Source organism: Chryseobacterium capnotolerans, assembly GCF_021278965.1.
In the GTDB taxonomy this organism is placed as follows: domain Bacteria; phylum Bacteroidota; class Bacteroidia; order Flavobacteriales; family Weeksellaceae; genus Chryseobacterium; species Chryseobacterium capnotolerans.
In genome coordinates this window covers 4,647,093-4,668,407 of record NZ_CP065589.1, presented here as the reverse complement: position 1 = coordinate 4,668,407, position 21,315 = coordinate 4,647,093, and the positions used below count along the sequence as shown (strand labels likewise).

At 35.9% G+C, this 21,315-nt stretch carries 18 protein-coding genes and 2 pseudogenes; 11 read left to right on the top strand and 9 right to left on the bottom strand.

The annotated features are described in order from the left end of the window. Nucleotide 1 precedes the first annotated feature (1 nt). Together hemC and hemA are read right to left on the bottom strand one after the other, a co-directional pair. Nucleotides 2–910, bottom strand: a complete 909-nt coding sequence (hemC, locus tag H5J24_RS22365) for a hydroxymethylbilane synthase (protein WP_068940762.1) — start codon at nucleotides 908–910, stop codon at nucleotides 2–4. After that, on the bottom strand, nucleotides 897–2,171 hold the full coding sequence (hemA, locus tag H5J24_RS22360; protein ID WP_068940760.1) for a glutamyl-tRNA reductase: 1,275 nt from the start codon (nucleotides 2,169–2,171) through the stop codon (nucleotides 897–899). The genes hemC and hemA overlap by 14 nt, the downstream gene beginning before the upstream one ends. A gap of 327 nt (nucleotides 2,172–2,498) precedes the next feature. Between hemA and H5J24_RS22355 the strand changes: the two genes are divergently transcribed. The 6 genes and pseudogenes from H5J24_RS22355 (at nucleotide 2,499) to H5J24_RS22330 (ending at nucleotide 8,840) form a co-directional block, all read left to right on the top strand. Beyond that, nucleotides 2,499–3,524: a rod shape-determining protein gene (locus tag H5J24_RS22355; protein WP_045491741.1), complete on the top strand. Its 1,026-nt coding sequence runs from the start codon at nucleotides 2,499–2,501 to the stop codon at nucleotides 3,522–3,524. Between the two features lie 28 nt (nucleotides 3,525–3,552). Then, nucleotides 3,553–4,396, top strand: a pseudogene (gene mreC, locus H5J24_RS22350) (rod shape-determining protein MreC); the annotation flags it as partial. A gap of 3 nt (nucleotides 4,397–4,399) precedes the next feature. Then, a complete protein-coding gene (locus tag H5J24_RS22345; RefSeq protein WP_066694303.1) occupies nucleotides 4,400–4,906 on the top strand; it encodes a rod shape-determining protein MreD in 507 nt (168 codons plus the stop codon). Further along, a pseudogene (locus tag H5J24_RS22340) lies at nucleotides 4,903–6,922 on the top strand (peptidoglycan D,D-transpeptidase FtsI family protein). The gene H5J24_RS22345 and the pseudogene H5J24_RS22340 overlap by 4 nt, the downstream one beginning before the upstream one ends. 24 nt (nucleotides 6,923–6,946) lie before the next feature. Beyond that, entirely contained in the window at nucleotides 6,947–8,176 is a 1,230-nt protein-coding gene (rodA, locus tag H5J24_RS22335) for a rod shape-determining protein RodA (RefSeq protein ID WP_068940754.1), read from the top strand. Between the two features lie 82 nt (nucleotides 8,177–8,258). Continuing rightward, nucleotides 8,259–8,840 carry a pentapeptide repeat-containing protein gene (locus H5J24_RS22330; protein ID WP_068940752.1) on the top strand — a complete coding sequence of 194 codons (582 nt, stop codon included), beginning with the start codon at nucleotides 8,259–8,261 and terminating at the stop codon, nucleotides 8,838–8,840. Nucleotides 8,841–9,060: 220 nt separating this feature from the next. On the opposite strand, the gene H5J24_RS22325 is transcribed toward H5J24_RS22330, so the two are convergent. Next, on the bottom strand, nucleotides 9,061–9,771 hold the full coding sequence (locus H5J24_RS22325; RefSeq protein WP_068940748.1) for a C40 family peptidase: 711 nt from the start codon (nucleotides 9,769–9,771) through the stop codon (nucleotides 9,061–9,063). Between the two features lie 505 nt (nucleotides 9,772–10,276). Next, a complete protein-coding gene (locus H5J24_RS22320) occupies nucleotides 10,277–12,472 on the bottom strand; it encodes a glutamine synthetase III family protein (RefSeq protein WP_068940745.1) in 2,196 nt (731 codons plus the stop codon). Nucleotides 12,473–12,777: 305 nt separating this feature from the next. Here H5J24_RS22320 and H5J24_RS22315 point away from each other — a divergent pair, with 305 nt between their 5' ends. The 5 genes from H5J24_RS22315 (at nucleotide 12,778) to H5J24_RS22295 (ending at nucleotide 18,583) form a co-directional block, all read left to right on the top strand. Further along, entirely contained in the window at nucleotides 12,778–14,469 is a 1,692-nt protein-coding gene (locus tag H5J24_RS22315) for a DUF6909 family protein (protein ID WP_068940743.1), read from the top strand. 173 nt (nucleotides 14,470–14,642) lie between these two features. After that, nucleotides 14,643–15,113 carry a DUF1572 domain-containing protein gene (locus H5J24_RS22310; protein WP_068940741.1) on the top strand — a complete coding sequence of 157 codons (471 nt, stop codon included), beginning with the start codon at nucleotides 14,643–14,645 and terminating at the stop codon, nucleotides 15,111–15,113. Nucleotides 15,114–15,289: 176 nt separating this feature from the next. Beyond that, nucleotides 15,290–17,128: a M1 family metallopeptidase gene (locus H5J24_RS22305; protein WP_068940739.1), complete on the top strand. Its 1,839-nt coding sequence runs from the start codon at nucleotides 15,290–15,292 to the stop codon at nucleotides 17,126–17,128. 103 nt (nucleotides 17,129–17,231) lie between these two features. After that, the gene (locus H5J24_RS22300) at nucleotides 17,232–17,990 is read left to right on the top strand and encodes a type III pantothenate kinase (RefSeq protein WP_068940738.1); all 759 of its coding nucleotides are present in this window, start codon (nucleotides 17,232–17,234) and stop codon (nucleotides 17,988–17,990) included. A gap of 56 nt (nucleotides 17,991–18,046) precedes the next feature. Then, a complete protein-coding gene (locus H5J24_RS22295; RefSeq protein ID WP_068940937.1) occupies nucleotides 18,047–18,583 on the top strand; it encodes a GNAT family N-acetyltransferase in 537 nt (178 codons plus the stop codon). A 79-nt stretch (nucleotides 18,584–18,662) separates the two neighbouring features. Here the strand turns inward: H5J24_RS22295 and H5J24_RS22290 are convergent, their stop codons facing one another. From H5J24_RS22290 to H5J24_RS22270, 5 genes are all read right to left on the bottom strand, one after another. Continuing rightward, nucleotides 18,663–18,845 carry a hypothetical protein gene (locus H5J24_RS22290; RefSeq protein WP_141395626.1) on the bottom strand — a complete coding sequence of 61 codons (183 nt, stop codon included), beginning with the start codon at nucleotides 18,843–18,845 and terminating at the stop codon, nucleotides 18,663–18,665. 52 nt (nucleotides 18,846–18,897) lie between these two features. After that, on the bottom strand, nucleotides 18,898–19,089 hold the full coding sequence (locus H5J24_RS22285) for a hypothetical protein (RefSeq protein WP_065395708.1): 192 nt from the start codon (nucleotides 19,087–19,089) through the stop codon (nucleotides 18,898–18,900). Between the two features lie 88 nt (nucleotides 19,090–19,177). After that, complete coding sequence (locus H5J24_RS22280; RefSeq protein ID WP_068940733.1) at nucleotides 19,178–19,609, bottom strand: nucleoside deaminase; 432 nt, start codon at nucleotides 19,607–19,609, stop codon at nucleotides 19,178–19,180. Next, a complete protein-coding gene (locus tag H5J24_RS22275) occupies nucleotides 19,610–20,032 on the bottom strand; it encodes a hypothetical protein (RefSeq protein ID WP_228407581.1) in 423 nt (140 codons plus the stop codon). It lies immediately after the preceding gene. 258 nt (nucleotides 20,033–20,290) lie between these two features. Continuing rightward, complete coding sequence (locus tag H5J24_RS22270) at nucleotides 20,291–21,211, bottom strand: helix-turn-helix transcriptional regulator (protein WP_068940730.1); 921 nt, start codon at nucleotides 21,209–21,211, stop codon at nucleotides 20,291–20,293. Nucleotides 21,212–21,315 lie beyond the last annotated feature (104 nt).

The following is a 21,315-nucleotide window of genomic DNA, read 5'->3' as shown; positions in this document are numbered from 1 at the left end:
CTTAGATCTGGCTTTTGATTTCCGCCATTAATTCTTTTCCGCCGTTTTCCAGTACTACCTTTGCGAACTTTTCTCCAAAATTTTCTTCCGATTTGTATTCGAAGTTCTCATCAATAGCAATGCAGTTTTTACCATCAAGAGAGCAAAGTGCTGCCGTAAAGCGGATTTGATCCTCAATAATTTCAGCAAAGGCTCCGATAGGTGCTGTACAGCCTCCTTCCAAAGTACTTAGGAAGTTTCTTTCTATTTCTACGCAGATCTGAGTAGGCTGGTGATTGATCTGTCTCAGGATTTCATTGATCTCCGGTTTATCGGAATGTCCTGCAACTGCAATAACGCCCTGAGATGGAGCAGAAATCATTACAGGCAGCATTTCATAATCAATTTCCATTTTCATTCTTTTGATCCCGGCTAAAGATAGGATAGTGGCATCAAAATCTCCATCTTCAAGTTTTTGAAGACGGGTCTGGATATTTCCACGGATATCAGAAAACTCGGTATTCGGGAAATGTCTTAACCAGAAAGCTCTTCTTCTCAAGCTGCTTGTGGCAAGCTTCAGCTCATGAAGTTCTTTGTTTTTTGCAGATTCTTTTCTGATCAGAATGTCTTGTGGATAATCTCTTTCCAAATAGGCTATCATCTCAATATTCTGAGGTAACAGGGTAGGGACATCTTTCAAAGAGTGAACAGCAATATCAATCTCATCATTCAATAATGCAACATCAAGGTCTCTTGTGAAAACCCCGGTGATTCCTAATGAATATAAAGGTTGATTAAGGTTCTTATCGCCAGAAGAAACGATAGGAACAATCTCTGTTAAATAATTGTTGTTCTGAAGGTGCCTCGCAACCTCTCTAGCCTGCCAAAGTGCAAGTGCGGAATTTCTTGTTCCGATTCTAATGCTTTTCATTGAATTCGTTGTTTGGTTGTTCAACTAATATTTCGTGCATTAATTTACTAATTTCTTCGGCTTTTAAAGGATTATCGATGATATATTTTGCAAAACGGTTGGTGATTTTCTGGATCATTTTATCAGAAAGCTCCATATCCGTAATGTCTATATATTTATTTTTCTTATAAAAGTTATGCATTTCATTGCGTTCCATGTTTTTTAAAACCGCTTTGAAATGATGAATGTTTGGTGCTAGTTTTCTTTTTTTCTCCCATTCAATAAAATCTTTCATCAGTTCTTTAATGATCTTTTCGGCTTTAGGAATTTCTTTTTCCCTTTGCTGGATCGTTTCTTGGATCTGTTTTGAAAGCTCATCAACATCAATTAACGTTACATTTTCATTTTCAGTAACATTCTTTTCAACATTATGAGGGATGGAGAGGTCTATCACTAAAGTCTCTTTTCCGTTCGGAAAATGAGATTGGTTGATAATGGGGTGTTTGGCCCCTGTAGCCACGATAAGAATATCGGTGTCTTTTAATTCCTTGTCAAAATCAGAATAGTCAACATGAGGAATATTATATTTTTGAGAAATCTTTTCAGCTTTCTCCTGAGTTCTGTTTGCGATTTTAATTTTTGGCTGATAAACATGTTTTACCAGGTTTTCAACGGTGTTTTGTCCAATCTCACCTACTCCAAGAAGAAGAATGTTCTTTTCAGCAATTCTCTTTTGGTTGTTTAGGATATAATGAACAGCTGCATAAGAAACAGAAGCGGCTCCATTGGAAATCCCGGTTTCGTTCTTGATCCTTTTAGAAATCTGAATAGCTGCATTGATTGCTCTTTCCAGATATGGATTAGAATTTTGTCTCTCTTTTTTAAAACGGCTGTATGCTTTTTTGATCTGCCCAATAATCTCAAAATCACCAATAATCTGGCTTTCTAGGCCGGCAGCAACTCTGAAGAGATGTATCAAAGCTTCTTCTTTAGTCAAAATATTGGCAAACTGAAGAAAATCTGTAATGTTTACTCCGATGGTTTTGCAATATTCTTCTGCTACTAAAAGATAATTGGAAGAAGTGGTGTAGATCTCAGTCCTGTTACATGTGGAAACTACAAATGCATCCCCAAGATCTTCCTGATGGACGCGGGAAACAAAGTTTTTGATGTTTTCATCAAAGAATGCAAACTTTCCTCTCGTTTCTACATCAGCTTTTTCATAGCTTATAGAAAGCACGGCAAAATTTGATGTTCGATGGATGTTGGAATACTGTAACATAAGCAACGGCAAATTTACGTTTTTTTTAATTAACCACCCTCTGATAATGTATATGATAATTATCGTGAAAAACTATAGGACTGGCTGAAAAAGATAGAGAATGCAGATTGAGCAAATTTTCCTATTCTTTTTCTTAGCTTTCTTTAACTTTTTTAGCCTTTTGGAGTTCCATTAATTTTAGTTGAAATCAAACTCTGTAATTATCTAAACAGAAAGTTAATAAAGAATTATAAATTTTAATAAAATTTTAACCAAATTAAGTTGGTGGGAAATTTCTTTAGTAGTGTTTAATTTATATCTTTGTAAACTTAAAATCAGAAGAAAAATATGAGTTTATTTGATATGTTTACGCAAGAAATTGCGATAGACCTGGGAACAGCTAATACCCTTATCATTCACAATAATAAAATTGTTATAGATCAGCCTTCAATTGTTGCAATTGAACGATCTACGGGTAAACCTATTGCTGTAGGGGAACAGGCTAAGCATATGCAAGGGAAAACTCACGAGGATATCAAGACGATTCGTCCATTGAAAGATGGGGTTATCGCTGATTTTCACGCTTCTGAACATATGATTAAGGAATTTATCAAGAAAATTCCTGGAATCAAAGGTAAATTCATACAGCCTGCATTAAGAATTGTAATCTGTATTCCTTCTGGTATTACTGAAGTTGAAAAAAGAGCGGTAAGAGATTCTGCTCAGAAAGTCAACGCAAAAGAAGTAAGGTTAATTTACGAACCAATGGCAGCTGCTATAGGAGTTGGGATCGACGTACAGAAGCCTGAAGGAAACATGATTATTGATATAGGTGGAGGTACTACTGAAATTGCTGTAGTAGCTTTAGGAGGTATTGTATGTGACAAATCTGTAAAAATTGCAGGTGATGTATTTACCAATGACATTGCTTATTACTTAAGAACTCACCATAACCTTTATATTGGAGAAAGAACCGCCGAAAGAATTAAAATTGAAGTAGGTTCTGCTGTAGAAGATCTTGATGTAGACATCGAAGATATCCCGGTACAAGGTAGAGACCTTATTACAGGTAAACCTAAAGAAATTATGGTTGGGTATAAAGAAATTGCCCGTGCATTAGACAAATCTATCATCAGAATTGAGGATGCTGTAATGGAAACACTTTCTCTTACACCACCGGAATTGGCTGCTGATATTTATAAAACTGGTATTTATCTTGCCGGAGGAGGTGCATTGTTAAGAGGTCTTGCGGACAGAATCCACAAAAAGACAGGTCTTCCTGTATTTGTAGCAGAAGATCCGTTGAGAGCTGTAGTTCGCGGAACTGGTATTGCCCTTAAGAATATGGATAAATTCAATTTCTTAATTAAATAATTTTAACTTTTTACGACTATATATCTGAATGGGATTTTTGCTGAGATTATTTTCGAAGAACACACTTTTTGTCTTCTTTATATTCCTGCAAATTATTGCTCTGGTTCTGATATTCTCTAGAAATGCCATGCAGAGATCCTGGATTGCGGGCCAAACGGCTGCGTTGAATTCATGGATTTCCGGGTATATCGATGAAGGGGTTTCTTATCTGAAGCTAAAACAGATCAATGAAGATCTTGTGGTTCAGAACAAAGCCCTTATGGCAGAACTGTATGGTAAAGACGGGGCGAAAAACCCAGTTTTCAAGAGAGTACATGATACCATCGGAGGAGGTCAGATCTATACTTTTGTTGATGGTGAAATTGTTTTCAACAGTATCAACAGAAGAAATAACTATTTTACAATCAACCGTGGCCGTAGAGACGGTGTCTTTCCTCAGATGGGGGTAATGGCACCTAGAGGTATTGCGGGGATTGTAATCAATTCTACAGACAGTTATGCATTGGTTCAATCTGTATTGAGTGTCAATAAGATCAGAATTAATGCTGCTCTGAAAAAATTCCGGATATTTTGGAACCTTAACATGGAATGGAGATAACTCAAGGGTAATGCATCTTGCAGATATTCCTAAATATGTTGCTTTAAAAGTAGGTGATACTGTTGTTACAGATGGAAAATCAGCAATTTTCCCGAAAGGGGTAACGATCGGAACGATTGCCGGATATTCAGTGGATAATAAAACCGGTTTTTGGGATATTTCTGTGGAACTGAGTGAAAAAATGGGTGCATTAAATAAAGTGTATGTCGTGAAGAACCTGAAAAAAGCAGAAGTGCAGAAGATTCAGGACACGATGCAGGCTGTAATAAAAAAGAAAATGATTAGCAGGACTTTATTTACCGATATATTAATCATGATATTTCTTGTTGCATTACAGATTTTTGTATTGAACAGGATTACTATTTTCGGGAAATATACTCCGGTATTATATCCTGTATTTGTCATGTTCTATCCTTTTTTCAGAAATAAATTTCAATTCCTGGCATTAAGCTTTTTAATAGGATTGTCTATTGATGGTTTCCTCTATTCATGGGGGATTAATGCCTTCGCAACAACGTTAATTGCTTATTTCAGAACGTTGATATTCAGAACGTCTACAGATACGTCTACAGACTTTTTCTCTTTTCAGTCCCTGCAATGGGCGCAGTTTTTGCTGTTTTTATTTTCAAGTATCTTCCTGCATCAGCTTTTAGTGCAATATATTGAGTTCTTTAAGTTTAGTAGGTTTTTTGAAATATTATTTAATGTTTTGGTAACTAGTGTAATTTCATTTATATTTATCGTTATCTACGCATTAATATTTAAAATCAAACAAAAAGTTTGAACACACGTTATTTAAAAATCTTTTCCGTTCTTGTTGTTATCGCCCTTATTTTTGTGGCGAGGCTTGCGTATTTGCAGTTGTTTACAGACCGTTACGCACTGAATGCAGCCAATACTTCCATTAAAATTGAATATGTAATCCCTCAACGCGGGGTTATTTTTGACCGAAACGGAAAGATCATGGTAGGAAACCAGCCTGCTTATGAAATTTCCTTTACTCAAGGTTTAATGAAACCGGATTTCGATACATTAGGTTTTTGCAGTCTAATGAAAATCAGTAAAGCGGATTTTATCAACAAGATCAATGTTATCAAAAAGGAAAAATATTATTCGAAGCTGACTCCTATGACCTTTTTAAAGGATCTAAGCAGAGAAGATATTGCGAGAGTACAGGAGATTATTTTTAAATATCCAGCTTTTAATATTGTACAGAGACCTCAGCGTCAATATGAAGTTTCTACTTCCGGAAACCTCTTAGGGTATACCAGTGAAGTAAATGAACGAGAGATTAAAAAAGATTCTATCTACTATTTACCGGGAGACTTTATCGGGAAAACAGGAGTGGAAAAGTCTTATGAAAAGGAACTTCGTGGAGTAAAAGGAATGAAGTACATCCAAAAAGATATCAGGCTCCGAAACATTGGTTCCTATAAAAACGGAACATTAGATAAGGATGTAGTTACCGGCAAGGATATTACTCTGACTATTGATTATGATCTTCAGAGAACTGCTGAAGAAATGCTTGTTAACAAACATGGTGCTGTGGTAGCAATAGACCCTAATAATGGGGAAGTATTAGTTGCCGCAACCGGACCGGATATTGATCCGAATCTTTTCACCGGACCTTATAAATCTAAAAATTTATATGCGTTATCAAAAGATACGCTTTATGAAAATAAACCTACTTTCGATCGTTCTTTACAAGCAGGATATCCTCCGGGATCTACGTTCAAGTTGTTGACTGCCCTGGCTGCGATGCAGATGGGAGTAATGGATGAAAAAACTATTTTCCCTTGTGGTGGTGGGTTTTTCTATAAAGGAAAAAGAATTAAAGGGCATGGTGGTGCTGATCCGCTTATTCCTTCTATCCAGGTTTCCAGTAACTGTTTCTTTACTTATGCATTTATTGCAATCATTAAAAAATATCCCGGAAATCCTTCAAAAGGTGTTGATGAATGGAAAAAGATCATGAGCAGCTTTGGAGTGGGAGAGTTTTTAAATAATGACTTTGCGGTAGGAGCAAAAGGGAGAATCCCTTCCGGTGATTTTTACGAGAAAAGATTTAAAGCAATTATGAAAGCTAGTGGCTCTCAGCGAACTGATTTTAAAAATTGGGATGAGATGTCAACCGGAGCGATCTATAATGGAATGGGGCAGGGAGATGTCTTGGTAACTCCTATTCAGCTAGCGAATTATGTGGCTGCTATTGCGAACAAAGGATGGTATTATACACCTCATATCGTAAAAGCAATTGATGGTAAGCCCAACCCCGATCCAAGATTTAAAGTTAAACATCAGACTTTAGTAGATCCAAAACACTTTGAACCTGTCTTAAAAGGAATGGAAGCTGTAGTTTTGAGAGGGACGGCAAGAGGATTGAAATCCAATGATTTTACACAATTAGCCAAAACAGGGACTGCACAGGTTCCGCAAGGAAAAGACAACTCTATCTTTGTACTGATAGCCCCAGCGGATAAACCTAAAATTGTTGTGGTTGCTGTTATGGAACATGCCGGATTTGGAGCAACATGGGCAGGCCCGGCTTGTACAGTAATTGCAGAAAAATATATTACTGGTGATTTGAAAAGAGAAAATCTGTATAAAAAAAATGATTACCTCGAGTTTCATGCCAGAATATAAAAGGCAATGGATTGCAGATTTGAAGCGTAAAGGACTTTATAAAGATCCTAAACCCGATTCAATTAAACAGAAAAGAATAAAGGACAGTTTGGAACTCGTTAAACAGCAAAAAGCTAAGCTCCAAAAAAAAATTAGAAGAAGACAAGAAGAATACTAACGCTGCTAAAAAACCTGTTAAGCAATGAAATGGACAGAAGGAATAGATAAACTGGGTCTAGGACTGTATTTCATGCTTTGCATTTTTGCGATTGCTAATATTTATAGTGTAGACCAGAAGCTAGGAGAAAAGCAGTTGATGTTTTTCTGTATATCTGTATTTGTAGGGCTTATCATATTTTTGGGGAGAAGTAAGTTTTTCGAAAATATGGCAGGTATTATTTATATAGGCGGTGTACTTCTGCTGATAGGTCTTTTCCCATTTGGAAAGGAAATTCTGGGGCAGAAAAACTGGTACAAGTTCGGAAGTTTTACCATGCAGCCTGTAGAATTTGCTAAAATTGGTACTGCTCTGATGCTTGCAAACTATGTTTCAGGACCTGATTTTAATCTTAAGAATAGAAAATCTTTATTTACTGCTTTAGGTATTATTGGTATTCCGGCTGTAGTTGTATTGGCTATCCCGGATGTAGGATCTATGCTTGTATTCATTGCCTTTTTTATTGCATTGTACAGGGAGGGTTTAAGTGGTTGGTTATTTGGTGTAGGCTTTATTTTTGCAGGGGTTTTTCTTGTGGCACTTGCAATCCCACCAATATATGTAGCTGCTGCTGTTTTAATCATCGCAGGTGTTTTGATTGCGATGAATTACCATAGAATGTCCTGGGATGTAATTTCTATTTCCGGAATTGCTGGATCTATCTTGTTACTGTGTGGACTAGCATTTGGTTCACCTTATATTTTAGAAAAACTGCCTAAACACCAGAGAGAAAGAATTGAGGTTCTTTATAAAGGTGAAAAGGCATTTAGAGATACTTCGGGGTACAACTTATTATATTCTAAAACAGCGATCGGATCCGGAGGTCTTTTAGGAAAAGGATACCGTGAAGGATCTGTTACCCAGGGAAAATTCGTTCCGGAGCAAGAAACTGATTATATTTTCTGTACGGTAGGTGAAGAATGGGGCTTCTTGGGGAGTGCTATTCTTATCTTATGTTACATGGTTTATATCGGGAGAATCTATTATTTGGCAGAACAACAGAAGTCGACCTTTAACCGTGTATTTGGTTATTGCTTTGCTTCGATCCTATTGATGCACTTTTCAATCAATCTAGGGATGGTTATGGGACTTTTCCCGACAGTAGGTATTCCTCTTCCGTATTTCAGTTATGGAGGAAGTTCTTTACTGGCATTCTCTATGATGACTTTTATTTTCTTTAAACTTAATTATTCTGATAAAAACAGCTTAGTATAGTTTTTTCAAACCGATTTAGTTTACTTTTAACTCTGCAAAAATTGGCAGGCTCTATTGTTATACCTATAAATCAACACATCTTATGAAAGAGGCTTATGTATTAGATCAAAATTTTGAGAGTACAGATTGTGTACAATTTCCATTAGAAAAAGGAGAGTATGAAAACTGTATTTTTAAGAACTGCAGTTTTGAATATGGAAATCTATCCGGATATAGCTTTACCAATTGTGAATTTATTGAATGTAACCTCAGTATGGCAAAACTTACCAGTACTGCTTTTCGGGATGTTACTTTCATAGAATGTAAAATGCTTGGGCTGCAGTTTAATGACTGTAACGGGTTTGGCCTTTCTTTTAAGTTTGATGGCTGTACCCTTCATAATTCTGTTTTTTACCAGACCTCTATAAAGAAAACTGTTTTCAAAAATTCTAAGCTGATTGAAGTAGACTTTGCAGAATGTGATCTGTCTAATGTTATTTTTAATAATTGTGATTTGTCAGGAGCTGTCTTTGATAATACGAATCTTGAAAAAGCGGATTTGAGGACTTCTGTTAACTATTCGATAGATCCGGCTTTAAATAGGCTTAAAAAGGCCAAATTTTCGCTTTCGGAAGTCTATGGACTCTTGTATAAGCTGGATATAGAAATCGACAGAAATAGCTAGGTTTTGAAGGCAGATGCTGTCTGCTGATATTTCTGAAAACCTTTTTAATCAGAAGGTATATTAAACGTTAATCCTCAAATTCAATAGAAGCTGGCTTTAGCCCGCTTTTTATATCAAATATATTCTATTGGCTTTAGCCAAACTTAATAGAAAGTATGGTACATAAAAAAGCCATCAGAATTTCTGATGGCTTCATTATTTAAATCAATTATTTATAAAATTAAAAATTTGCTGGTGTAGCTTGAGTAGTAGAAGCTAGGTTGTTGTAAGCTTCCCCTTCTGCATTGATTACTCTTTTTGCGAATCTGAATTTAGGTCCCCAATAAGAATCATTCAGTGAAGAAACCATTACTCCTTTAGATGTTGCTGCGTGGATAAACTTGATCTCACCTTCTTCAGTAACACTTTCTACAATACCTACGTGAGAGATTCTTCTTCCATGAGAAAAGAAGATTAGGTCTCCTTTCTGTAATTCTCCTTTTTCAACTCTTTCACCCTCCTGAGCCTGAGAAGCCGCTACTCTTGGTAAAGTAAGACCTGCTGCAGCTCCGAATACAGAAAGAACAAAAGCTGAACAATCAATACCTCTTCTTGTAGTTCCTCCGTATCTATAAGGAGTTCCAAGGTATGTTTCAGCTTCTTCAAGGATGCCGTCAATGGTTTTATTATGTTTGATTGCTTTTGCAATCTCAGAATTCTTAACAGCTTTTTTAGCGTTTGCTATAGATGCAGCCTTTTCAGCAAGGAAAGAGTCGATCAATTTCTGCTTATCCTGCTCCATTTTTTTGTTGTCAATAGAAGCTAGTTTGGCATCTGTTTTGTATTCTTTACTGTAAGTTGCTGGTTTTGAAACCACATAATTGGTAGCACACGATTGCAATGATACTGTAGTAACTAAAGCAGCTAAATAAAACAAAACTCTTTTCTTCATATATATTTGATTAACCGTGTTAAAATGGAATATTTATTTTCAAAAGCATTACAAAAGTAGAGATTCCGAGTAAAAGACCCCTGATATGATAATTGTCAGGATCTCATTTTAACACTATTTAACATATTGTTTACATATGTTAAAGAAAAATAAACCGCAATTGCCCATTTTTGGCAAAACTGCGGTTTTTTTTATTAAGATTCTTTAACAAAATTCGTCGATATTCTTCTATAAATCACGTTTTGTAATTTAAAACTCTAATTTTCAGGCATGTTAAAAAAACAAAATAAACTCTTTTAAAACCTATTGTTGATGGGCTTTACAGGCGTAGTTATTTTGTTTCTGATCATATTAAGTCTCTAAACGGGTAAAATTAGAATTGAAAAATCTTTTATTAAGAATCGGAATGATTTTAACAAAGGCTATATATTATATTTAAAGGCATGACCAAAAAAAATTCCCCAGAAAAACTGAGGAATTTAAACTAATATGGAACTTTACAGAGTTATTTTGTGAACAACATCTCTCTGTATTTGGTCATCGGCCAAAGCTCATCGTCTACCATCATTTCTAATGCATCAGAAGCTTCTCTGATATTGTCAAATAATGGTTTTACTTTGTTACAATATGCTTCTGCCTGTTTTTGGCTGTTTGATGTACCTTTTGCTGCTTCTCTGGCTTTAAGAAGGTCTTCAACTCCAAGCTTGATTTTAGAAACATTTTCTGAAATGCTGGTGATTAGACTCATCTGTTCTTTTGCCAATGGCTTAAATTCTTTATCTCCAAAGATTTCCTTAAGACCTTTAACATTCTCAATTAATCTGTTCTGATAATTTAAAGCCGAAGGAATAATGTGGTTTCTCGCGATATCACTTAATACTCTTGCTTCAATATCAATAACGGTAGAGTATTTTTCTAATTTGATTTCATTTCTTGCTTCAACTTCTCTGTGATTAAAGATTCCCATTTCTTCATAAAGGTCAAGGAATTTTTTATCCATTTCCTGTTTAAGAGCTTCAGGAGTTGTTTTAAGGTTGTTCAATCCTCTTTTCTTAGCTTCTTTAGCCCAGTCATCAGAATATCCGTCGCCTTCAAACATAATGTTTTTACACTGTTTGATGTATTCTCTTAATACATTGAAAATAGCTTCGTCTTTCTTTAGTCCTGTTTCAATTAAAGCGTCTACTTCTTTTTTGAAATCACGCAACTGTTTTGCAGCAATGGTATTCATTACCGTCATAGATTCTGCACAGTTTGCAGATGATCCTACAGCTCTGATCTCAAATTTATTTCCTGTAAATGCAAATGGAGAAGTTCTGTTTCTATCCGTATTATCTAATAGGATTTCAGGGATTTTCCCAACTACATTTAATTTTAATTCTGTTTTTTCTTCCGGAGATAATTTCCCGTTGGTTACCTTTTCAAGTTCCTCTAATACGCTGAATAACTGGCTTCCGATGAATACGGAGATAATTGCCGGTGGAGCTTCGTTTGCACCCAATCTGTGGTCATTGCTTGCAGAAGCAATACTTGCTCTTAAAAGGTCAGCATATTCATGAACAGCTTTAATGGTATTCACGAAGAATGTTAAGAACTGAAGGTTTTTCTTAGGGTTTTTTCCTGGACTTAAAAGGTTTTCCCCTGTATCAGTCGCTAAAGACCAGTTGTTGTGCTTTCCGCTTCCGTTTACTCCTGCGAATGGTTTTTCATGGAATAAGATATGAAAGTGATGTTTGTGAGCAACTCTTGCCATGATGTCCATCAATAAAGAGTTGTGGTCTACAGCAACGTTTACTTCTTCAAACATCGGCGCCAGCTCGAATTGGTTTGGTGCAACCTCATTGTGTCTTGTTGTTGCAGGGATTCCCAGCTTCATACACTCGATTTCCAACTCTTTCATGAAGTTCATTACCCTTGTAGGAATAGAACCGAAATAATGGTCATCTAATTGCTGTCCTTTTGCTGGAGAATGTCCTAATAATGTCTTACCTGTTAATACAAGATCCGGGCGAGATTGGTATAATGCTGAATCAACCAGGAAATATTCTTGCTCCCAACCTAAAGTAGGAGTTACCTTTGTTACGTTTTTATCAAAATACTGCATTACATTGGTTGCAGCCTCATCTACAGCATTTAAAGCTCTTAAAAGAGGCGCTTTATAATCTAAAGTTTCTCCGGTATAAGAGATGAAAATAGAAGGAATACATAATGTGGTTCCCATAATGAATGCTGGAGAAGTGGGGTCCCAAGCTGTATAACCTCTGGCTTCGAAAGTGTTTCTGATTCCTCCATTCGGGAAAGAAGATGCATCCGGTTCCTGCTGAATCAATAAGTTTCCACTGAATCTTTCAATTGCTCTTCCTCCTTCAATAGGGGTGAAGAAAGAATCGTGTTTTTCTGCAGTTGTCCCTGTTAAAGGCTGAAACCAGTGAGTGTAGTGGGTTACTCCTTTGCTCATTGCCCAGTCTTTCATTGCTACAGCAACCTGATCTGCAATATGCCTCTGGATTTTAGTCCCTTTTTTTACTGCATCCATAATAGACTGGAATGCTTCTTTCGTTAAATATTCTCTCATTGTTTCTTCTGAGAAAACATTTTGGCAGAATAGTTCTGACAATTTCGCAGGGATTTCGACAGTGTTGTCTTTTCTGAAATCCTTAAATGGAAGGGTTTCTAATGCTTTGAATCTTAAGGTTGACATATTTGGGTGAATTTTGATAGGGCAAATTTACAAAAAAAATGAATCGAAAATGATTTGACCCTAAAATTTTTAGGGGTGTTTTTAAAATTTACATAAATTAAACAATTGTTTGGGGTGTTTTGGGTAGGGGTGTTGGTCGCTGTGAGGATTAAAATGTAATATTTATGGGTGTTTTTTAAAGGGGGTAAACATAAATACATTTTACATGATACATTCTGCAATCCTATGCGAATTTAAGCTACTTATTAAAAGAGAGTTAAAATAAAATGGGCAAAGATTTTGTATATTTGTGTGAAATTTATTTTATGACAAATTCTAGAGCAAGAGAAACCACAGAGGCTATTGAAAGATTATATATCTCTATGAGACATTTATTTTATAGAGGATTTTTCAAGCCAGGGGGTGTTTCAGGAGAAAGTATCAGAAGTTTGTTGAAGACCATCAATCCGGAAATTTATGGAACCATGAATATTCCAAGCAAATTGGAGTTGGACGGTTTGATGTATGTTTTAGACAGGCTTCCGGAAGGGATTGAGGAATGTGCTTTTATTCATCTTACATCTGATGAAGGGTTTGATAAAGGAAGTTTCGAACCTATTGTTCCAAAGAAAAGAAGAAGAAACTGTTATAGAATAGACGAACACCAGATGAATATTGAGGTTCTTTTGGGCCGTTCCGAAATTTATGACATTCTTACCCACCTTACCTTCCTATTTATAGAAGCAGATAAAATCCGTAATCTGGCGTTCATTCAGGATGAAAACTGGAAACCAATCCGTGCCTTCAAAATTATTGAAGAAGTGGTGAAAGGAGAGAAGAAATTCAGCAGAAAAGAAAAAGAAGTGGCATTAATCCACCTTTCCTCTTTAATAGGAAGATCTTTTGATGAAACATTAAGAGCTTACAATACTTTCGGAGATGATGATAACCCTGACCGTTTATTTAAAATCATCTATAACTTAGGAAAAGTAAGTCTTGAGGATGCAAAAGGATCAAGAGAAAGAGAAATTCATTTCAGTGCTATATTAAAGGAAAGAGTAGGCCACCATTATTTTGGTGAAAAATGGGCTAATAAAGTGAAAGAGGTTTTATTTGAAAACAATCTTCATACCCGTCCATTGCATATCATATCAGCGAACATGCACTCTGTGAAAAATATGCTGTATGCAAATGATGCGCTTAAAAAGAAGCATAATAATGAGGTAGATTATAAATTGTATGAAGAGATCTCCAACAAGAAAGATCTTCGTGACAAGGTGTTAAAATATGCTTTAGATGAAGGAATGATCCACATTGCAGATAAAAGTGGAAGTAATATTGATGTTCAGATTATTGATCTAAGTAAGATGAATCTGAAGAATACTCCGTTTGCTGACTGTAAGTTTGGGGGAGATGATGTGGTAATGGTATTTGACTATGCATTCGGTGAACAAGCTTTTGAGGTGATGGATGAATTACTGAAACCTTACGAGCATAAAGGAGAAGTATACATGATGCATGTAAAATCTGTTTCCATTATGGGGAAAGCGGGCATTCTTACCGGAGAAAAAGGAGATATCATGATTCCCACTTCTCACATATTTGAAGGAACTGCGGATAACTATCCTTTTGAAAATGCATTGAAACTTGATGATTTTAAAGATGATGAGCTTAAGGCTTTTGAAGGCCCAATGATTACTGTTTTAGGAACTTCTCTTCAAAATAAGGATATTTTATCTTATTTTATGAATACTTCATGGAAAGCTATTGGTCTTGAAATGGAAGGGGCGCATTATCAGAAAGCGATTCAGGTAGCGTCTAAAATTAGACACCATATTTCACCGGATCTGTTTGTTTGCTATGCATATTATGCTTCGGATAATCCGTTGGAAACAGGAAGTACATTATCTTCAGGAGGTTTAGGACTTACAGGAGTAAAGCCAACCTATCTGATTACTTTAAGAATTCTTGAAAAAATCCTAAAAAGCGGAAAGAAAGAAGTTTCTGCTAAAAAATAATTGTAATTTCAAATTATAATATAAGCCTCAGATGTATTTTGCATTTGAGGCTTTTTGTTTTAAAAGACAGAGTATACAAATTTAAGCGATGTAACGCTCTGCATTATCTGCAAATCAGCGAGAGATTAAAAATCAATATTTTAATTACTTATCTTTAGAAAAATATATTGATTATGAGCTCCATATTACAATTAGCCAAAAGATTCAGAGAAGTTTTGCTTGATGGTCTCTGGATTGCCAATACCAATTTTAAAGATCAGCTTTCTGATGTAAGCTGGGAACAAGCGATAACCAAAGTAGGTTCTTTAAATACCATTGCCATGCTTACTTTTCATATTGATTATTATATTGCTGGACTTGTAAAGGTTTTTGAAGGAGGAAATTTGGATATAAAAGACCAATACAGTTTTGATCTTACGCCTATAGAATCTCGGGAACAATGGGAAAACCTGTTAAGTAAACTTTGGCTCGACTCTGAAAAGTTTGCAGAACTTTTGGAAAAGATGCCGGATTCAAAACTTGATGAGGTATTTGTGGATAAAAAGTATGGAACTTACCAAAGAAATATTGATGGAATGATTGAACATGCTTATTACCATTTGGGACAAATTACATTGATTAAGAAATTATTGGAAAGTCAATAGTGTTTGATCTGTGAAAACCTGTATGATCTGAAGGCAAAAAATAATTTTACAACTCCTTTAACAATTAAGAATAAGATTTATCTAAAACTATATAAAAACAGAACGAAACCCCGTTATAACTCCACATTTGAGGGTTTTGTTTAATTTACCTACCTTTAGAAAAAATAAAATTTTAAATGAGAAAATCGGCTGCAATCATTTTTGCGTTTATCATTTCACAATTTCATGCTCAGCAAGGAGCTTATTATCAGCAGGCTGCGAAGTACAAGATGGATATTGATGTTAATGCTGAAAAATTTACCTATCAGGGAAAACAAACCTTAGAATACACCAATAACTCACCGGATGAGCTTAATGTAGTGTATTTCCACCTGTATTGGAATGCTTTTAAGCCCAATTCGATGATGGATCAGAGAGTATCTTCCCAAGGAAAAAATGGTGACGGAAGGTTGCAGAAAAACGGGATCTCAACATTATCATCTATTCCAAAAGATCAAGAAGGAGCTCAGAATATTCACTGGATCAAACAAAATGGAAAGGATCTGAAATTTGAAGTTCAGGAAACCATTATGAAAGTATATCTGGCTGAACCTATCAAGCCAAACTCCACCACTACTTTTACCATGGATTGGGATGCGGTAATTCCTCAGCAGATCCGAAGAAGTGGAAGAAACAACAGAGAAGGAGTAGATATGACCATGACGCAATGGTATCCTAAAATTGCTGAATATGATTATGATGGCTGGGCGACTTTTGATTACCTGGGAAGAGAATTCCATGCACCATTCTCGGATTTTGATGTTACGATTAAAATCAATAAAGATTATGTAGTGGGAGCGGGAGGAATTCTTGAAAACCCAGCAGAAGTAAAAGGCTATGACACTGCTGCGAAGATTAAGACTGAAAAAGATAAAAAAGCAACCTGGAAATGGACAGCGAAAAACATCCTGGACTTTGCGTGGAGTGCAGACAGAGATTATTCTGTAGAAAGCTTCAACGTTCCGGAAGGGCCAAAAGTATATTTAGTCTATCAGAAAAATGACAAAACTAAAGTTTGGGGTGAGGTACAACCTTATATTACTAAATATTTTCAGATTATGAACTCTCATTTCGGAAAATACGTGTACCCAACGTATGCTTTCATTCAAGGAGGTGACGGAGGTATGGAATATGGTATGTGTACAATGATCCTTGGTGAGGCTAAAAATATAAAAGACTTAATGGGATTAATGGCTCATGAAGGTTCTCACTCATGGTATCAGCAGATGCTGGCTACTAACGAATCTGTGCGCCCGTGGATGGATGAAGGTTTCACAAGCTATGCGGAAGGTTATACTATGTACCAGTTGTTTCCTGAGCAGTTACCAAACCCTTTTATGGAAAGATTGGATGCTTACAGAAACTTTATTAAAAAAGGAATTGAAGAGCCTGCAGTCTGGTTAGGAGATCATCATGACAATGGAACAGCTTATACTTATGCTTCTTATGTAAAAGGTGAATTGTATCTGGTACAGTTAGGATATATCATGGGAGAACAGAATCTTGCAGAAACTTTAAAACAATATTATGATCAATGGAGCATGAAGCATCCTTCAGACAGAGATTTCCTTCACATTGCTCAGAAAGTTTCCGGAATGGATTTAAAATGGTTTCACAATTACTGGATTAATAGTATAAAAACCATCGATTATGGGATTAAAGATGTAAAGTATGATGCAAAATCTACGACTATTACCCTTGTGAATAACGGTCAGGTTCCAATGCCAATTGACTTTAGTGTAATGACTACAGATAAGAAGATTATTACATATCAGATTCCATTGAATATGACCCATACATGGAAAGAAAAAGATGCTTATGGTGAGTTTAAAACTATGCCTTACTGGCCATGGACTCAGAAAGAGTATACAATTACTGTTCCTTATACAAAATCCCAGTTGTCTGTATTAGGGATTGATTTCAGCCAGAGAATGGCAGATGTGAATATGGCAGATAATTTTGTAGAAGTAAAATAAAAAGATCAACATAGAGATAAAAGGAGTATTTGTAAGTACTCCTTTTATTTTTTTATAAATTTGGGACTCAAATTTTTTCAAATCCTAGCCTGTTAAAATATAAATGAATTCAATTGTAATCAACGTAGGGAACAGTAATATCAGATTCGGCCTTTTTAATGGTGATAATTGTGATATTTCATGGGTAATCAATACCAAACCTTATAGGACGGCAGACGAACTTTATGTACAGATGCTGATGCTTTATCAGACGTATAAAGTTGAACCAAAAGAAATAGAGAAAGTAATTATAGGATCAGTAGTACCTCAGCTTACCAAAGTGATGAGTGCTGCCATTAAAAAGATCCATGGGATGAATCCTGTCATTGTAGACAGCAGTACGCCCTCTGTTGTTCAGGCGAAATCTAAATCCAGGGGAACCGATATTTTTGCAAATCTTGTCGCAGCTCATATGCTTTACCCGGGAAAGAAAAAGATTGTGCTGGATTTCGGAACGGCGCTTACCGCGAGCTGTATTTCTGAAACCGGAGAGTCTCTGGGAGTGATTATAGCTCCGGGGATTATTACTTCCCTGAATTCTTTGATCAGCCAGACGGCACAGCTACCGGAAATTGAATTGAAAAAACCTAAAACAGTTTTGGGGCTGGATACGGTAAGCTGTATGCAAAGTGGAATGGTATATGGATTTTTAGGAATGGTAGAAGGTTTTATTGACAGGATCAATGATGAGGTAAATGATGACTGTTTCGTGATTGCTACAGGCGGTGTTTCTCATGTTTATAAGCCATTAACCAATAAAATTCACTTAATGGACCGGCTTCATACCCTGAAAGGGCTTTATTTCCTTGGAAAAGATCTGTAGATATTATTCAAAACGGTAAGCTTCAGCTTTATGATCAAAATATAACCATGAACAAAATGAAAGAATTACAAGAATTTCCAAGAATAGAAACAGAAAGGTTAATTCTCTCCCAATTGAAGGAGAAAGATATTCCTTTTATTGTTGAGTTTCTTAAACATAGAATTTACTCTGATCTTACTTCTAATATTCCTTATCCTTATACGGAAAATGATGCTAAGCTTTGGATAAAAATGGCCCAAGAGGCTTTTGATGATAAGACGGGCTTTACCTTTGGAATTAGAAATAAAGAAGAACAGATTATTGGAGCCATTGGCCTTCATGACAGGGATGATGATAAGGCAGAATTGGGATATTGGATAGGAATCCCTTACTGGAACAAAGGATATGTTACTGAAGCAGCCAAAGCAATTGTAGATTTTGGATTTAAAGAATTAGGATTCAATAAAATTTATGCTACCCATTTCCTTCACAATCCTGCTTCCGGAAAAATAATGGAAAAGATAGGAATGGAACAGGAAGCCCTTTTGAAGCAACACGCCAAAAAAGATGGAGAATATCACGATCTGGCAATGTATTCTGTCTTTAAAGATTAATTGGAATACAATCTTATAAAAACAAAATCAGAGAACATTATGTTCTCTGATTTTTTATTATTGTTAAATAGATTATTTCTTAAAGACCACCTCCGCATGCATCACATTCGATCAACGGATAAAGCCATGTACCGTCTTCCTGTTGAAATGGCATGTTTCTGCATCCAATCTTTCTTACACCATTGCTGTCAATATAAAAACACTGGTCAGGGCGGATGCCGCCATTAATTTTCGCGGTTTCTTTTCTTGTTAATTTTTTCATGTTGTTTAATTTGTTTGTTAATGGAATTAGTTTAATGGTCTTTCTTAGTTTTTTAAAGGCCTCCTGTACATGGTTGGCATGCATATTCAGGATTTGGATAAATCCATCCGCCGCAACAGTCTGGAATAGGCTCTAATTGACATCCAAGTTTTCTTTTTCCTGTGTTAGGATCAGTGTAAAAACATTGTCCTGGTGCGATCCCACCATTGATTTTAGCGGTCTCTTTTCTTGTTAACTTTTTCATATGGTTTTAGTTTTAATGAATATCAAATGTAGGTAATTATTTGATTACTTGTATCTTATTTTTCAATCTGTGGTGATGAAAATAAAGGTTATCTTTTGTTTTTAAAAAAACCTTTAACAATGGTAGAACATTCATTTTCCATAATGCCTGTAATCACTTCTGTTTTTGGGTGCAGAGAAAGGTGTTTATTGATAAAACCTCTCTGTTCATCCCTTGCTCCAATCACTACTTTGGTAATCTGAGACCATGATAAGGCTCCTGAACACATCACACAAGGTTCCATTGTCACATAGAGTGTACAGTCTTTTAAATATTTACCGCCCAGGAAATTAGCGGCAGCCGTTATAGCCTGCATTTCTGCATGGGCAGTGACGTCGTTTAAGGTTTCTGTAAGGTTGTGTGCTCTGGCAATAACACGGTTGTTGGAAACAATCACACATCCAATCGGAACTTCATCCTGTTCTAAGGCAGCCTCTGCTTCCTGCAGGGCCATTTTCATATAATATTCGTCAGTAAACATCTATTCTACCATCGTTAAAGTTAAAGGAATCCTGAAACGGAATCTCGCCGGATCACCCTTGACTATTGCAGGCGAAAATTTTTCAGAAATTGAGTAGAGGGCAATTTCAGCCTGTCTATTGAAGGTGAAGTTATCTCCTTGTGCATGAACATTGCTGATGCTTCCATCTTTTTCCACAATAAAGACAACATCTGTTTTTACTGTTTTGGATTCGGAATTAACGCCGTCTGCATACAGAAGATCTGCCACTTCTTGCCGTAGGGTATTGATACCGCCGGGATAGTCTGCAATCTTTTCTACATTTGCTGATTTATCATTAAAATCATGAGATGGGTTTCCTGCTGTTTTTAAAGTTTGAAGATCCTCAAGGTTTCTTACTTTCAGCAGTGCACCAATTAAAGCATTGTTTTCTATACTGTCCATTTTTTTCATAAAAAAGAGAAAATCACCTTTGATAGCATCTTTTTTAGAAAATCAGGTTCTGCATTAAACTTTTTCTTGAATTCATTATTCAGCATGCCTCTGTGCTGGTTGTAATAGTTTTTTACCAACCGGAATTCCTCTTTTTGCTGGGATAAGCAAAATGAAGAAATTATACAAAAGATGCAAATGAATAACGTTCTCAATAGGGTTATATTTATGTAAATATAACTAAAAAATATGAGATTAATTCATGATCTCTTAACTTTCAAGATAGCGGTTTAGAGATTCCTGAAGATGGTTACGGATGTCATCAACTAAAGCTTTAGGTTCTAGGACTGTTACCTCTTTTCCATAAGATAAAATCTCCTGCATGAAGTCATAAGTAGGATGGAGAAAAAACTCAAAATAGATTTCTTCCGGGGTTTCTTTGGTTTCTTTCTGTGATTGGTGAAGTGGGAAACTTCTAATATATTCTCCCTGATGGCGGCTGCACTTTAATATAATATTCTGCGGTTTCTGTTCGGCCAGATTCATTACTCCAAAAGCATTTTTAAAGTGTTCTCTGAAGTTGTACTTATATTTTTCTCTATATTGGTTCTTGGCCACATCCAGATAATTGATCCTGTCTAATCCAAAGGATTTTAAAATCTTATCCTTGGTATCAATGGCGATGAGGTACCATCTGTCTTTGGATTCTTTTAAAGCTAAAGGATGCACCTTTCTGGAGGTCATCAGCTTGTTTTTATAATTGTAATGTTCAAAGGTTACCACTCTTTTATTACGGATGGCAAAGAAAAGATCATAAAAATTTTCTACTCCGGTGGGTTTACGGCTTTCAAAGAAAATAAAATTTGAAAAATCAGGGTGAAGATTCAGGGCATTGCTTACCTGGAAAGATTCCAGAAGCTTTTGGTTGTATTCATCCACTTCCATAATCGGGCGGCTCTCAATATAGTAGCGGTTGTCACCTTTTTTCTTGTTGTGAATGGAAAGGTTAAAAAGATCAGAAATCTCACGGATATCTCTCTGCAAGGTACGGATAGAGTAGCTCTTGATTCCCGCATCCTGGAATTCAAAAGAGTTTAAAAGATAATCTTCCAGCTGCGAATAGGTAGCAGGAGAACTTTCTAGTCTTTTAATAATTAAGGCATATCTTGTCAGATAAAAATCTTTCTTCATGGTAAAATTTTGTACCACAAATATATGGGCTTAATGCGACAAAACGTGTCGTGTTTTATTTTTTTTTGAAGAAGGAATATTAAAAATTAATATCATTGTATCTT

Bases quoted from the DNA above. Each gene is read 5' to 3' on its own strand.
- hemC (WP_068940762.1), bottom strand. From the start codon at position 910: ATGAAAAGCATTAGAATCGGAACAAGAAATTCCGCACTTGCACTTTGG.
- hemA (WP_068940760.1), bottom strand. From the start codon at position 2,171: ATGTTACAGTATTCCAACATCCATCGAACATCAAATTTTGCCGTGCTT.
- H5J24_RS22355 (WP_045491741.1), top strand. From the start codon at position 2,499: ATGAGTTTATTTGATATGTTTACGCAAGAAATTGCGATAGACCTGGGA.
- H5J24_RS22345 (WP_066694303.1), top strand. From the start codon at position 4,400: ATGATTAGCAGGACTTTATTTACCGATATATTAATCATGATATTTCTT.
- rodA (WP_068940754.1), top strand. From the start codon at position 6,947: ATGAAATGGACAGAAGGAATAGATAAACTGGGTCTAGGACTGTATTTC.
- H5J24_RS22330 (WP_068940752.1), top strand. From the start codon at position 8,259: ATGAAAGAGGCTTATGTATTAGATCAAAATTTTGAGAGTACAGATTGT.
- H5J24_RS22325 (WP_068940748.1), bottom strand. From the start codon at position 9,771: ATGAAGAAAAGAGTTTTGTTTTATTTAGCTGCTTTAGTTACTACAGTA.
- H5J24_RS22320 (WP_068940745.1), bottom strand. From the start codon at position 12,472: ATGTCAACCTTAAGATTCAAAGCATTAGAAACCCTTCCATTTAAGGAT.
- H5J24_RS22315 (WP_068940743.1), top strand. From the start codon at position 12,778: ATGACAAATTCTAGAGCAAGAGAAACCACAGAGGCTATTGAAAGATTA.
- H5J24_RS22310 (WP_068940741.1), top strand. From the start codon at position 14,643: ATGAGCTCCATATTACAATTAGCCAAAAGATTCAGAGAAGTTTTGCTT.
- H5J24_RS22305 (WP_068940739.1), top strand. From the start codon at position 15,290: ATGAGAAAATCGGCTGCAATCATTTTTGCGTTTATCATTTCACAATTT.
- H5J24_RS22300 (WP_068940738.1), top strand. From the start codon at position 17,232: ATGAATTCAATTGTAATCAACGTAGGGAACAGTAATATCAGATTCGGC.
- H5J24_RS22295 (WP_068940937.1), top strand. From the start codon at position 18,047: ATGAAAGAATTACAAGAATTTCCAAGAATAGAAACAGAAAGGTTAATT.
- H5J24_RS22290 (WP_141395626.1), bottom strand. From the start codon at position 18,845: ATGAAAAAATTAACAAGAAAAGAAACCGCGAAAATTAATGGCGGCATC.
- H5J24_RS22285 (WP_065395708.1), bottom strand. From the start codon at position 19,089: ATGAAAAAGTTAACAAGAAAAGAGACCGCTAAAATCAATGGTGGGATC.
- H5J24_RS22280 (WP_068940733.1), bottom strand. From the start codon at position 19,609: ATGTTTACTGACGAATATTATATGAAAATGGCCCTGCAGGAAGCAGAG.
- H5J24_RS22275 (WP_228407581.1), bottom strand. From the start codon at position 20,032: ATGGACAGTATAGAAAACAATGCTTTAATTGGTGCACTGCTGAAAGTA.
- H5J24_RS22270 (WP_068940730.1), bottom strand. From the start codon at position 21,211: ATGAAGAAAGATTTTTATCTGACAAGATATGCCTTAATTATTAAAAGA.